Source organism: Flavobacterium notoginsengisoli (genome assembly GCF_014207905.1).
In the GTDB taxonomy this organism is placed as follows: Bacteria; Bacteroidota; Bacteroidia; order Flavobacteriales; family Flavobacteriaceae; genus Flavobacterium; species Flavobacterium notoginsengisoli_A.
Window position 1 is genome coordinate 413,835 of the sequence record NZ_JACHLB010000002.1, and the last position, 15,203, is coordinate 429,037.

At 38.0% G+C, this 15,203-nt stretch carries 9 protein-coding genes; 7 read left to right on the forward strand and 2 right to left on the reverse strand.

Features of this window, described 5'->3' with window-relative positions; all coding sequences use genetic code 11:
- Window positions 1–361: 361 nt before the first annotated feature.
- The 7 genes from mobA to HNP35_RS08685 all read left to right on the forward strand — a co-directional run bounded on the left by mobA (window position 362) and on the right by HNP35_RS08685 (window position 9,171).
- Window positions 362–793: a conjugal transfer protein MobA gene (gene mobA, locus HNP35_RS08655; RefSeq protein ID WP_184160387.1), complete on the forward strand. Its 432-nt coding sequence runs from the start codon at window positions 362–364 to the stop codon at window positions 791–793.
- Between the two features lie 8 nt (window positions 794–801).
- A complete protein-coding gene (gene mobB / locus HNP35_RS08660; RefSeq protein ID WP_184160389.1) occupies window positions 802–2,091 on the forward strand; it encodes a conjugal transfer protein MobB in 1,290 nt (429 codons plus the stop codon).
- 102 nt (window positions 2,092–2,193) lie between these two features.
- On the forward strand, window positions 2,194–4,194 hold the full coding sequence (gene mobC / locus HNP35_RS08665) for a conjugal transfer protein MobC (protein WP_184160391.1): 2,001 nt from the start codon (window positions 2,194–2,196) through the stop codon (window positions 4,192–4,194).
- 105 nt (window positions 4,195–4,299) lie between these two features.
- Complete coding sequence (locus tag HNP35_RS08670; RefSeq protein WP_184160393.1) at window positions 4,300–4,965, forward strand: ArsR/SmtB family transcription factor; 666 nt, start codon at window positions 4,300–4,302, stop codon at window positions 4,963–4,965.
- A gap of 197 nt (window positions 4,966–5,162) precedes the next feature.
- Complete coding sequence (locus tag HNP35_RS08675) at window positions 5,163–6,269, forward strand: MBL fold metallo-hydrolase (protein ID WP_184160395.1); 1,107 nt, start codon at window positions 5,163–5,165, stop codon at window positions 6,267–6,269.
- Between the two features lie 156 nt (window positions 6,270–6,425).
- Window positions 6,426–7,676 (forward strand): MFS transporter, encoded by a 1,251-nt coding sequence (locus HNP35_RS08680; RefSeq protein ID WP_184160397.1) that lies wholly within the window; start codon window positions 6,426–6,428, stop codon window positions 7,674–7,676.
- 19 nt (window positions 7,677–7,695) lie between these two features.
- Window positions 7,696–9,171 (forward strand): MBL fold metallo-hydrolase, encoded by a 1,476-nt coding sequence (locus tag HNP35_RS08685; protein WP_246453405.1) that lies wholly within the window; start codon window positions 7,696–7,698, stop codon window positions 9,169–9,171.
- Window positions 9,172–9,311: 140 nt separating this feature from the next.
- Here HNP35_RS08685 and HNP35_RS08690 read toward each other — a convergent pair whose 3' ends face one another.
- The gene (locus HNP35_RS08690) at window positions 9,312–14,720 is read right to left on the reverse strand and encodes an N-6 DNA methylase (protein ID WP_184160399.1); all 5,409 of its coding nucleotides are present in this window, start codon (window positions 14,718–14,720) and stop codon (window positions 9,312–9,314) included.
- Window positions 14,707–15,144, reverse strand: a complete 438-nt coding sequence (locus tag HNP35_RS08695) for a DUF1896 domain-containing protein (protein WP_184160401.1) — start codon at window positions 15,142–15,144, stop codon at window positions 14,707–14,709. Before HNP35_RS08695 ends, HNP35_RS08690 begins: the two co-directional genes overlap by 14 nt.
- Window positions 15,145–15,203: the final 59 nt, after the last annotated feature.

The window sequence follows — 15,203 nt, forward strand, 5'->3', positions numbered from 1 at the left end:
GCAATTGATTTGGCCTCTGATGGCGGTGTGGCATTACTTGGCGCTTAGAGGAAGTGTTTGGCACTGTGACAAGTACAGTGCTTTCAAAAAGAGGCTTTTACTTTGTAAAATGATTTTTATGAACAGATTTATGCAAAAGCATCTTGATAAAATGGAGCGTAACGAGAACGGCATCGAGCCGTTTTTCCCTGTTACATTTAATCCGTCCCGCAGGGCGGATTCTTGTGTTCACCAGAACACGGCAAGTTGTGTTTTGAGGCACTCGAAACCGAGTTAGTGCCTCAAAACAACTTGCCCTTTGCAGGGGGCAGAAAACGCTCTCCGAAGTCGAGGTTTTGTGTAGATTAAAAATGGATAAGTGATGAATGATAATAGTAAGAAAAAACAGAATAAAGGCGGCAGGACACCCAAAACAGACCCAAGCATCCACCGCCACGTTTTCCGTCTTACAGACGAGGAAAATGCTAAACTTTTATCGCTTTTTGAAGCATCTGGGATGCCTAACAAAGCAAGATTTATTATTTCTGTGCTATTTAGTAAGGAAATGAAATCAGTGAAAATTGACAAAGGAACGGTTGATTTTTATATGCGCTTGACTTCTTTTCATAGTCAGTTCCGTTCTATAGGTGTGAATTACAATCAGATTGTGAAGCTGTTGTACCGTCATTTTTCCGAGAAAAAGGCTTCTGCTTTTCTCTACAAATTGGAAAAACATACGGCAGAAATGGCTGCTCTTTGCAAAAAAATCATTCAGATAAGTGAGGAATTTGAGACAAACTATCTAAAAAAATAACCTTATAAATGATAGCAAAAATTGGAAGAAGCGGAAATTTATACGGTGCATTGGCGTACAATCAGCTAAAAGTAGAGAATGAGAATGGACAAATTTTGTTTGCTAATAAGATGATCGAAACGGCTAACGGTCATTATTCTGTTGCACAACTAGCTCAATCTTTTGCACCTTACCTGATAGCTAACCGCAATACAGAAAAGCATACGTTACATATTTCGCTCAATCCTGACCCAAATGACAAGGTTAATGATGACAAGTTTAGGGAAATGGCTGAAGAGTATATGCGCGAAATGGGTTATGCCGAACAGCCATTTGTGGTATTTAAACATACTGATATTGACCGCAGCCATATACATATTGTATCGGTTTGTGTAAACGAAGATGGCAAAAAAATTTCGGACAAGTTCGAGAAAATGCAATCTATGAATATATGCCGTGAACTCGAAAGAAAACACGGATTGATACCAGTCACGGATAAAGAGCATAAGCAAAATGATAAAGTATTCCGTCCGGTAGATTATCGGGCAGGAGATGTGAAAAGTCAGATAGCTTCCGTAGTAAGACACCTACCAAACTATTATCAATACCAAACTTTGGGAGAATATAATGCTTTACTCTCTCTTTTCAATGTTACCATTGAAAAAGTGGAGGGCGAATTGCAAGGAAAGATGAAGCAGGGATTACTTTATATCCCTTTAAATGAAAAGGGCGAAAGGGCCGGTCACCCGTTCAAGGCTTCACTTTTCGGGAAGAACTCAGGGCTTCCAGCACTGGAACTGCATTTTGCAAAAAGCAAAGAGGCATTAAAAGATCATCCAACAAAGCCGACCATTAAAGCTGCCGTTACTACTGCACTGAGATCAACAAGTGATGAACAGGCTTTTAAAAAACAACTAGGTGACCAGGGTATTAACGTGGTAGTACGCCGAAATGATGCAGGGCGTATTTATGGAATGACGTTTATAGACCACAATTCTAAGACAGTCTATAATGGTTCACGTTTAAGCAAGGAGCTTTCTGCCAATATCTTCAATGACTATTGGAACAATAATATCAAACCGGAGATTAAAGCGCCAATTGAACTACAATCTAAAATAATTGCATCAAATGATGAGGATCTTCCTTCGGAAAAACCACATCATTTGTTCGACTTTTTGAATACTTCAGAAAACCATGAAGATGGCCTTATTGAAGCATTAGGTGGTTTAATTCCAGATGCCCAAGGAGAAGATTATGAAGAGAAAGATTTTGCCAATAAAATGAAAAAGAAAAGAAAACGCCAAAGAGGTCAAAAGTAACAATCAAGCCAAACAATACCACCCAGCGCCATTGAGTGCCATATTCTTATAGCTAGTCTTTACAGCGTTTAATTTAACTCCCGAACATTAAAAAAATGAAAAATGCAGGGAGAAGACGATTTGAGAGGCCTAGCAAAGATTATGGCCTTTATGAGAGCAGTAAGCATCCTCCTGATGCTAATGCACTTTTACTGGTTCTGTTATGGGTTCTTTTTAGAAAGAGGTTGGACACTAGAAATAGTGAATAAAATATTAGGAAACTTTCAACGTACCGCGAGCTTATTTTCTAATACAATCTACACCAAAATATTTGCGTTGGTGTTGCTGGCATTAAGTTGTTTGGGCACAAAAGGGGTAAAAGATGAAAAAATTACCTGGCCAAAGATCTACACATCCTTAACCATAGGAATACTGTTTTTCTTCTTCGCTACACCACTACTCAAATTATCAGTGGAGATGGCAACCACGCTATATATTCTAACAACCTCTCTAGGATATATTTTTCTGATGATGGCGGGCGTTTGGATTACCCGTTTGCTTCGTACTAATCTGATGGACGATGTGTTCAATAATGAAAACGAAAGTTTTATGCAGGAAACTAAACTAATGGAGAACGAATATTCCATTAACCTGCCTACTAAATTTTGGTACAATAAGAAAGAACATAAAGGTTGGATCAATATTGTGAATCCTTTCAGGGCAACTATTGTTTTGGGAACCCCTGGTTCAGGTAAATCTTATGCTATTGTAAATAGTTACATCAAGCAGCAAATAGAAAAGGGATTTTCGATGTACATCTATGATTTCAAATTTGACGATCTATCTACTATCGCTTATAACCATTTGTTGAAACATACAGATAAGTATAAAGTAAAGCCAAAGTTCTACGTTATCAACTTTGACGACCCTCGCAGGAGCCATCGATGTAATCCTATTAACCCCAATTTCATGACTGATATATCCGATGCCTATGAATCAGCCTATACAATTATGTTGAATCTTAACCGAAGCTGGATTCAGAAACAAGGCGATTTCTTTGTGGAGTCGCCAATTATTTTATTGGCAGCTATCATCTGGTTTTTAAAAATCTATGACAACGGCAAATACTGTACGTTTCCACACGCCATTGAATTATTGAACAAGAAATATTCGGATGTTTTTACCATCCTGACTTCTTACCCTGATTTGGAAAACTATCTTTCACCGTTTATGGATGCCTGGCAGGGAGGAGCGCAAGATCAATTACAGGGGCAAATTGCATCAGCAAAAATTCCATTATCAAGAATGATTAGTCCCCAGCTGTATTGGGTAATGACCGGGGATGACTTCACACTCGACATTAACAATCCTAACGAACCTAAGATTTTATGCGTGGGTAATAATCCTGATCGCCAAAATATTTACTCTGCAGCATTGGGATTGTACAATTCAAGGATTGTAAAACTCATCAATAAAAAAGGACAATTAAAAAGTTCGGTTATAATAGATGAGCTACCTACCATTTATTTTAGGGGACTGGATAATCTTATCGCAACTGCTAGAAGTAATAAAGTTGCAGTTTGCTTAGGCTTCCAGGATTATTCGCAATTAATAAGGGATTATGGCGATAAAGAAAGTAAAGTAATTCAAAACACGGTTGGTAATATTTTTAGTGGTCAGGTTGTTGGAGAAACAGCAAAAAACTTATCTGAACGCTTTGGTAAAGTATTGCAAAAACGCCAAAGCCTTACCATCAATCGGAATGATAAGTCCACATCCATATCTACCCAATTGGATAGTCTTATTCCTGCTTCTAAAATTTCCACGCTTACACAAGGTATGTTTGTTGGCGCAGTTTCCGACAATTTTGATGAACGTATTGAACAAAAAATATTTCATGCTGAAATTGTGGTAGATAATGAAAGAGTTGCTGCTGAAACTAAAACCTATAAAAAAATACCTGAAATATTATCTTTTACTGATGAGCAAGGTAATGATAACATGAAACAGGAAATCGAAAGTAATTACCGGCAGATAAAAAAAGACATTGTACAAGTTATCGAAGCAGAGCTTGAACGTATCAAAAATGATCCTGATCTACAGCATTTAGTTCAAAAGGAATAAACCAAACATTATTTAATATCTCCTATACATCTATTCTATTTATTTATTGAATAGACAAAGGTGTTTCATACCTTTGTTTAAGAAAATGATTTATAAATCATCCATATGAACAAGCGAGAGTTTAAAGATAAAGTATATATCGAGTTATCAAAAGCAGTAAAAGCATTAGCCAATCCACATAGGTTGGAAATTATAGATTTGTTGGCACAAGGTCAGTTTACTGTTGAACAAATAGCCAATAATACGGGGCTTTCCGTAGCAAACGCTTCACAACACTTGCAGAACCTTAAAAATGCAAAGCTTGTACAGATAAACCGTAAAGGTAATTTCATCAACTACTCATTGGCCAGCGAACAAATTTATAATGCCTTGATATGCGTTCGGGAGTTGGGTATGACCTTTAATGCTGAAGTAAAAAAGGTAATAAGCGATTTTCGTAATGGTCAACAGGAAGATATGCGTGCTATTGATGCGGAAACATTGGTAACAATGCTTGAAAATGACGAAGTAATATTATTGGACGTAAGACCTGAAGAAGAATATAGTAGAGGACATATCCATAGGGCATTATCCACGCCTATAGATAAATTAGGTAATTCGTTAAAAAAAATTCCAAAAAGAAAAATGTTGGTAGCTTACTGCCGTGGTCCGTTTTGTGTTTATGCTGATGAAGCAGTTGCAATACTGACACAAAAGGGCTACAATGCAGTAAGATTGGAAGAGGGTTATCCTGAATGGGCATTAAAAGGTTATCCTGTTGAACACATCTAAGTTTCATAAACAATACATATAAAAGTTTGTAAAAGGGTATTTCAATTTATTGGGATACCCTTTTTAATTGGCAAAACATCTTCTCCTTCTTCTTGATTTTTTGAAGGAGTATTTGCAAAAACATGCAACTATTCAATAGAATTATTGAATAGTTGTTTTTGTTTACGTAGCTTTGCACTAAATAAAATCAGTTAAAAATGGATACATCCGAAATAACCGTGGCAGAGCTTCAAAAAATGTTTGAGGATAATAAAGATATTGTAGTACTAGACATTAGACCACAAGAGCAAAGAGAAGACTGGAAAATAGCGCAAAGCGTTTACAAAGATGTTTACAATAGTCTTATAGCAGGCGATAAAAATGCATTAGATGGCATCTCCTTATCTAAAGAAACTCCTATTGTAACCGTATGTGCAGGTGGAAAAACAAGCCTCATAGCTTCCGAAATATTGAATAAAAAGGGATACGAAGCCTACTCTTTGCAGGGTGGAATGAAAGCTTGGAACTACGCCTGGAATATCGCAGAAATAAAAGCTAAAGAAGTAATTATAATGCAAATAAGACGCGTAGCTAAAGGCTGTATCTCTTATATCGTTGCTTCTGAAAGCGAAGCCATTGTAATTGATGCTTCCTTAGACCCAAACATTTATTTAGCATTAGCACAAAAGAACTGTTGGACAATAAAATATGTAATGGACACCCATATCCACGCAGACTACATTTCTCGAACTATTGACTTGGCAAAAGCCACGGGAGCAACACATTTGTTTGCAGAAAATGCAGATGTAGATTATAAATTTTCACCACTTAGCGACAGGGATATTGTACCTTTTGGTTCAGCTAATCTAACCGCAGTATTTACACCTGGTCATACGCCCGAAAGTACTTCTTACCTTATAAACAATGAATACCTCCTTACAGGAGATACCTTATTTACCGATGGCGTGGGCAGACCAGATTTAAAAGCTGATTATGAACAAGGATTACAAAAAGCAGAACAGTTATTTAATTCATTGGGTAGGATTCTAATGCTGAGCAACAACGACCCGTTTATCCTTCCAGCCCACACTTCGACTACCATCGCATTTGATAGAAAAATCATCGGAGATAAACTTTCTAACCTGTCTGCAAAAATAGAATTGCTTCAATTGGAGAAAGAAGCATTCATAGAGCAGACTATGAAACGTATTCCACCCACCCCACCAAACTATATCCAAATTGCAACCCTCAACAAAAGTGGAAACTATGAAGGTTTTGATCCTGCCGATTTGGAAGCAGGAGCAAACAGATGTGCTGTTTCATAAGAACGTTTTAAACGATCAAATTTAGAACAAGTGATCACTCTGTTGCAGTTACTCCGATGTGAGAGTTTTGAAAGAAGAGCTAATCATCAAAGGAAAAAAATGAGCAATTGGATTTTCAAAGTCCGACAGACCTTAACATTTTAAAATAATAATCTAGTGGAACAAATAAGATTAGGATTAAAAGAAAACTGGCAGCAATTTACCTTGCTTGTCCTTGTCAATATGATGGTGGGCGGTATGGTTGGTTTGGAAAGAACTGTAGTGCCATTAGTAGGAACAGAAGAATTTAACATACAATCAGATGTGGTTGTCTTTTCGTTTATCATCGCATTTGGCGTAGTAAAGGCATTTACCAATCTGATTTCGGGTGTTTTGGCAGACCGATATACACGAAAGAAAGTGTTGATTTTGGGGTGGCTAGTAGGTTTACCTGTCCCATTTTTATTGGCTTTTGCTCCCTCTTGGAATTGGATTTTATTTGCCAATGTATTGCTGGGTGTTAGTCAGGGATTAGCCTGGTCTATGACCGTCAATATGAAGATAGACCTTGTAGGTCGCAAAAGCCGAGGTCTGGCAATGGGATTGAACGAAGCCGCAGGCTATGGTGCAGTTGGACTGACTGCTTTGCTTACAGGCTATCTTGCATCACATTACGGATTGCGACCACAGCCTTTTTATATCGGTATAGTGTACACGATTATTGGTCTGCTTCTCTCCATTTTTGTAATAAAAGATACCCGAAAACACGCAGAATTAGAGGTTCAACAAATCCAAGCAACTGCATCGGGCGAGTATACACATAAGCCCAATTTATGGTGGGTATTCAAAGAAACTTCATTTAAAAACAGAAATCTGTTTTCCATTTCTCAAGCAGGACTGATAAACAACTTAAATGATGGGATGTCATGGGGTGTATTCCCGTTACTCTTTATGTCAATGGGTGTTGGTTTGGAGGGCGTAGGTTGGATTAAGGCTATTTACCCCGTTGTTTGGGGTATCGGGCAAATCTTTACAGGACCATTAGCCGACAAACTTGGTAGAAAACCCTTAATTGTATGGGGAATGTTTGTGCAGGTCTTGGGACATATTGTTATCAGTTTAGAAATCTACAACCCATTAACTGCAGGATTATTCGGTTCCGTCTTGTTAGGACTAGGTACAGCAATGGTTTACCCCGCCTTATTAGCTGCAGTAAGCGATGCTGCACACCCAAGTTGGCGTGCTTCATCTCTGGGGGTATATCGCTTTTGGAGAGATATGGGCTATGCCATAGGAGCATTAATGGCAGGTATTAGCGGTAATTTCTTCGGGTTGATGTATGCAGTACATATTGCCGGAATTATTACACTGTTATCTGGCATTGTAGTATGGATAAGAATGAAAGAAACAAAGCAAGAAACCAATTAATTTCTAATTATAAATACGTATGAAAAGTACAGTGAAAAAATCAAATATTATCAAGACACTTGGGGTATTACTTATGCTTCCGACAGCTTCAAATGCTCAGGAATTATTTTTAAAGCGTGTATTTGATGAGAGCCTTGCACAGACAAGTTATATGGTAGGAAGTACCAAAACCAAGGAGACTATCGTAATTGACCCGAAAAGGGACATTGATACCTATTTGAAAATTGCTAAAGAAAATAACATGAAAATCACAAGGGTATCAGAAACGCATATTCACGCAGATTACCTCAGCGGAGCACGCGAATTAGCATATGCTATGCAGGCAAAATTGATGCTTTCGGGAGAAACAGATCCTAATTGGAAATACGAAATCCCACACACTCCATTGAAAGAAGGCGATAAAATCAAAATGGGTAACATCGTTTTGGAAGTGATGCACACGCCTGGTCATACACCTGAAAGCCTTACGTTTTTGCTGACAGATTTATCGGTTTCCAACAAGCCACAAAAAGCATTTACTGGCGATTTCGTTTTTGTAGGGGATGTTGGTCGTCCCGATTTACTGGAGAAAGTTGCAGGACAGATAGGTACACAGGATATAGGGGCTAAACAATTATTTGCTTCTATCCAACGTTTTTCAAAACTTCCTGATAACCTTGAAATATTTCCCGGACACGGAGCGGGTTCATTTTGCGGTAAGGCTTTGAGTGATGTTCCTTCATCTACATTGAAACAAGAGATGCTGACCAATAAAGCATTTCAGTTCGCAGATAATGAAAATGGTTTTGTGAAATACATTTTGGACGGACAACCCGAACCTCCAAAATATTTTGCCACGATGAAAAATTGGAATAGAATGCCACGCCCATTATTGGTTCAGGTTCCTAAACATTCTATATTGACCAAAGTAGAATTTCTGACAGCACAGGAAAACGGATTAACGATAATTGATACACGTAAAAAAGAGCTCGTTGCAAAAGGGTATATTCCTTCAACCCTGCATATCGAAGATAATAATTCATTCTCAACTTTTATGGGTTGGTTATTGGATTATCAGACACAATTTGTACTGATTGCAGATGCGGAACATACAGACGAACTGACCCGAAAGTTGATGCGTATAGGTATGGATAACATTTACGGTTTTGTAACTGATGTAACGTCTTTAGGCCTAGCCTTACAACAATCTGACGTATTGGACAAACAACATTTCAAACCTTATCTAAATGATAAAAATGTTCAGATTATAGATGTAAGAAGTAAAGACGAATACAAATCAGGTCATATCCCAAAAGCTGAAAATATCGTATTGGCAGACCTTAAAAACAACTTAAATAAAGTTAGGAAAGACAAGCAGGTCATTGTGCATTGTAAAAGCGGGACACGGGCAGCAATGGCATATTCTATTTTGAAAAAAAACGGATTTGAAAATGTCAAAACCTATTCAGAAGATTTAAACGGTCTGATAGAACCTGATCCTACAACCAAAAGATAAGATAATCACTATAAACAACCTTTAATAAATTAATTTACATATCGTTTTTGCAGAGTGTATTTGTTATTTTAATTTTGGTGCTGAAATTAAAATAACAAATACGCTTTTTAAATTCATGGGCAGAATCAGAATTATAGTATCTATCGTGGTAAATGAATACATTTAGTCCGTACAATACTCTCTGAATCTATCAATACTTCCTTTTGCTTTTCAGTCTGTTCGATAGTTTCGTTTTGAGGTTCTGGCGCTATAGATAGCTGTATTTTTCGTTCGATAGAAGCAAGTTCAGTCTTCAGTTCACCAAGCTTGCTTTCCTTTGCCCATGTACCATTAACAACCTCCTGAAGTACGGGGAGATCCTTTTGAAGTTCAGCTATTTTCTTTTGCTCCTGCTCAATATGGCCAGGTAACTTTTCCAATGCTTTCAAAAAATTTATCGCGGCCGTTTCCGGATCTTTAGCCATGATACCGTTATTGTAGGTGTATTTTATATTACCTTCGCCCTGTATTAAGAAACGATTAACACGAATGTCTATATCTTCCTTTTCCGATACTTCTGTTTTAACCAATAATTGGAATCCATATAAACTGCCTATTTCTTGATATTCACCTCCAGTACGAGCCACATCAGCAATCTGGTTAAGTTTTGCTCCTATATGCTTTACATCTGAATCTGAGGATAAGCCATTGAGCTCTATTGGATTTGCAATAGTACCATCTGAATGCTTCTGTATACGTTTCTGTAAGTTTCCCCAATCAAGACTCATGCGTTCAAAACGGGATTGTGTACTGCTAAGCATAGCGGTCATATCATCCAATTTATATTTGGAGCTGAATTTCGAACGATTAAACGCTTGTTTTTCACTCTCCAGTCCTGCAATCTGTTTTTCCAATTTGGCTTTATCCAAAAGATCTGTATTCCCTGAAAGGATGGCTACGTATTCTGAGAAATTCATACCTGACTTCTCGTCCATACTACCTTCATCAATTATGCGCTTACCAAGGTTATTAGATTTTAATTGGTCTATAAAAAGTTGTTTGTTATATAACAGATTAAACTTATAACTGTCCAACGATTTTTCCACAGCATAGATAATCACATCCACTTTATTATCTGCAAAAAATTTGGCAATTTCATTTCCTTTTCGGATTCCCCGCCCATCGCGTTGAGCAAGGTCACTTGGTCGCCACGGTGTATCTAGATGATGAATAGCAACAGCTCGTTTCTGTGCATTTACACCAGTACCTAACATGCTTGTAGAGCCAAATAATATCCTTATTTTACCTTCGTTCATACCGTTGATAAGATCTTTACGTTGCTTATCATTTTTGGCTTCCTGAATAAAGCGGACTTCATGAGCAGGAATACCGTGATCTTCCACAAGTTTCCGTTTGATTTCAGAATATACATTCCATTCTCCGGGTTTGTAGGTTCCTAAATCAGAAAATACAAACTGAGTACCTCTTTGCGCACTAAATTTCTGATAATATTTGGCAATGTTAGTTGCACAATGAGAAGCTTTATTATCAGGGTGGTCTTCGTATCTTCCACTTACCATACGCATATCGAGCGACATCTTCCGGGCATAATCCGTAGCAATTAACATTTTTGCTTTTTCCTCACGATCTGTTAACGGAGGTCTTCCTAATAGTTCTGCGTTTCCTGTTTTTGCAAACTCCATTAACATTTTAATAAATACATCTTGATCAGGTGTCGGTGGGATGTTGTACAATACCTCATTTTTATTGGGGCGGTCTATCCCAATGTCTTTGGCTGTCCTGTAGTCTGTAATTTCTGAATAGAATTGTGCCAATTCTGGTACTTTAATAAAGTAGCGGAAACGCTCTTTAGCTACAATGTTGTTTGCTACAGAAAATTCATAATCGGTGGTTTTCCTTGCATAAATGGCTGCCCAGGCATCAAAAGAATTGATCCCCTGTTTTTCTAAAGCCCTTGGGCGTAAGTATTTAAAGAGCAGGTAGAGTTCCGTCAATGAATTGCTGATGGTTGTACCCGATAGAAAAGTAGCTCCCATATCAGCATTGATACGTTCCTGAATGGTACGTATTGCAAAAAGTAGGTTCATTGCCTTTAGGCTCCCGTCTACATTTCCCAAACCAGCAACTCTTGTATGCCTTGTATTGAACATTAAGTTTTTAAATTGGTGGCTTTCGTCCACAAACAAATGGTCAATACCCATCATCTTAAAATCCACTACATCATCCTTACGGTTCTCAATATCGTATTCCAGCGTTTTGAGCTTTACTTCTAGATTTTCTTTGCGCTTAATTACTCCGGCCAGCATACCTCTCGTAACTTCCTTGCCCTGAGCTTGCAAAGCATCAAGGTTCCGCTCTACACTATCAAGTTCTATTTCTAGTATTTCTTTTTGTATTTCTGGTGACTGTGGTATCATGCCAAATTGGTCATGTGTAAGTATAACACAATCCCAATCATTGTTTTTAATATCGCCAAAAATCCGCATCCTCTTTTTGGGAGTAAAATCCTCTTTCCCAGGATACAAAATCTTGGCGTGTGGGTAGGCAGTTCTGTAAGCTTCGGCTATTTCGTGAACATTACTTTTCAATCCAATAATCATAGGCTTGTGAGCTAGGCCTAATCGCTTCATCTCTTGTGCTGCTGTACACATTACTAAGGTTTTCCCTGCACCAACTTCGTGGTCGCAGATTGCACCGTTGTTCAGCTTTATCATCCAAACGGTATCTTTTTGGCTTGAATAGAGATCTTCAATATTTAATCCTTTTCTATCAAGCCCCGGAAATTCTTGGTGACTTCCATCGTAATTAGGCCGTACAAAACAGTTGAAAGTATTGTTGTATTGATCCGTCAACCGCTTTTTAAATTCGTCGTTTTGTCCGTGAAACCAGTCGCCAAAGGCTGTTCGGATTTCATCAATCTTAGTATTTGCCATTTGTATAGCTTCCATGTCACGTACCTTGACCTCTTGATCACCAATCATCACTTTTTTGGTAATATCCGGTGTGGTATTAACCAGTGCGTGTTTAAGCAACGCAACACCGTCAAACGTCCGGCTTTCAGCTTTTACAGCATATTTATCCCATATATGCACATTCTTCTGATCGCATTTTACAGAAAAGTCATCGGAGCTTTCAGAATAATGAACTAAAACATCCGTATCGAAAAGATGCGAAGCAAAGCGGGCATAAATACCTGTAGGTATCCAGCGTTCGCCAAGGTTAAAATCTAGTTCTTCAAATTCGATACGTCCCGGCCTAGCTTCTACTAGGACCGCAAGGCTTTGTTTGGCCGACACATCATCTGGGTAGCGTTCGATATAAGCTTTAACTTCCTCTGCCTTTTCGACGACATTACCCGAAATCCATCGTTCGGATATTTCATATTCCTTTCGCAGGGGATTGTAGAAAATACGTCCATGTAATGCTTCTTTTAAAGCATCATCGGTCATACCGCTGATTTCGGACATATAGCTCAAATCCACCTTTCCGTATTTATTGAGCGAAGCCGCTAATGCTTCGTCAGGATTATCAGTTTCAATAGTTATGGTAGAAAAACTTACAGGATGGCTGAAGATATCCGCTTTGTGAACTACACCTCCAATAACACGTTCCAGATAAGGGATTTCCTTACCGGAACTATCAGTTTTTATAAGTTTGATATTATCAGCACTATTTAGATTACCATACCTTTTAACAAAAGCATCGTATAAACGGTTAAGGGTTTCCCTTTCTTCCTTGTTTTCAGTATGAAGCATTGCCTCTTTGTAGTAAAGCCCGTGGTAAATGTCACGCACACCAATGTAAGCCTCGGCTCTTGCTTTTTGTAAAGGCGGTAATTGTAAAGGGTGGAAAACAGCCGTGCCACCTGATATATTTACATCTTGCAAATGCCCAACCCAACCATTATCTGTTACAAGACAGTCGTTTCTATGAAATGATTGCAATTCACCATTATACGGAGCAGATGTGGGAATAGTAATCTGAGTGCTGTTCTGACCGATCTGGTCATAGACGTTAATACTTGAGAACAGGTCGCCAATAGTTTCCTGTTTAATTCCATCGTTTAATTTATTTTGACTGTCATCCTTATTAGAAATTGGAGGTGTATAAGGTTGTTGCATCACACTGAACAGATCGTTCTGGCGACTTATTGCACGACGGTTTGTTTTAGTACTTTTCCTTTTCGCTTGCGTTGCTTTTTTTGGATAAGCAGGAACCGCTGTAGGTTCATCTATATTTTCAAACAGATCAAAAATACTTAACTGTTTTAATTCCAGCTTTTTTTCCTGAATAATTGTTGATGTGTTTAATAACTCTCGTTCCTGATTGATAATTATAGGTTCTACAATCAAAGGTTGCAGTGTTTTAGAAATTTGTATAAAAGTTTCATCATTCTGCTGTCCTTTATACAAATTGAAATCCAAATGCTTTGCAAAATCTTCCAATAACATCCGTTTAAGCTCTTTAGCAATTCCGGTAACACCGTCATTATGTGTATAGATGAGGGCGGGTTGCCCATAAGGGTCGGTATCCAATTTACGATCGGTATGGACAATCCTTTTGTTATCCTGAAAGAGTGCATTTCCCGGAGTATTATATTCGGTGAGCCTGCTTTGACAAAAAAGTTCTTCAATTTCGCTCAGGTTTTGTTTTGCTGAGTTTTTCTGCAAAATAATTAAGTCACTGCCAACTTCTGTACCTGCATACTCCGTAAAGAGGTTGTTAGGTAAGCGAACAACTGAAACCAAATTGTTATGTTGCATCAGCGCTCTACGTATCGGTTCATTCTTTGGGCTATTAAGAATGCCCTGTGAAGTGATATATGCTAATAAACCACCATCACGAAGCATATCAATACCTTTGATAAAGAAGTAATTATGTATACTTCGGGCAGCCTGTACCTTGGTCGCGTCTTTGCCTCGTGAATAAGAAATGTCAAATACAGATGTATCACCAAATGGTATGTTACTGGCGACAATATCATAGCTATTATGTTCCTTTTCAGAAATTTCTTCAAAACCGCTTATACGGACATTACTTTCGGGATAGAGTTGTTTTAAAACTTTACCAGTGAGCAGATCCTTTTCGTATGCAGTAGTAGTTACTTCCTGTTTTTCTAAAAATGATTGTATAAAAGAGCCTATACCTGCAGAGGGTTCTAAGAATTTCTGAATACCGAGGCCATTCTCACGGAATGTTGCCGAAATCGCATCTATGATTTGTGGTGGTGTATAAAAAGCCGTTAGTACAGAACTTTTCATGCTATCCACATACCTTCGGTACTGCTTCTCGTCTTCGGAATTTTCTTTGAGTAATGAATGAAGTTCTTGTGTGAGAGGAAAAAGGTCATGTTCTGTTTTTCTCCAGTGATTAATGTCTATTGCGTTCTGGATTGGGTTTAACACGAATTTAAGACCGCCAAATCCGCTGTATTGCTTCATTAGCAGTCTTTCACCTACGGTGGCTTGTCGTTTCTCCTTTTCTAGTTTAAAAGCAATTCGTAAGGCATCAATATTCTGTTGGAGATGTTGCTTTTTACTGAAGCCCATTTTCCTCTATCCAGATTGCGATAGTTCCCGTCAGTTCAGTATAAAGCAGATCGTAAGCTGTATGGTAAGCAAAGTCATCAGTTAGCTCGTAGCTGGAGAAAACAGACTCACAAACAGGAAACATTTTCAAGGCAAACGGCCTCAATTCTTCGTCTGCCATGATTGTATCAAACTCACCACAAACTACTTGAAAAACTGTATCAAATTTTGAAAAATACAGTCCTTCAAAAAGGATATAGTTAGCAATCTCATCACATTGCTCAGTATCATTTCCGGAACGAAAAGCACCTTCATAGGCATTGGCAGCCCAGGATGATCGTTGTTCAATAAACTTTTGATCATATGCTTTTTCGGGAAAGCTGGTATTTAGTAATTCCTGTAATCGTAATCTGAAATACGATAGATCTTTTTGCTGTGTATTCATAAAGTTTATGTTTAGCATTTTTGCCTAAATCATAAAATTAGAGTAAGTATTAAACGGCT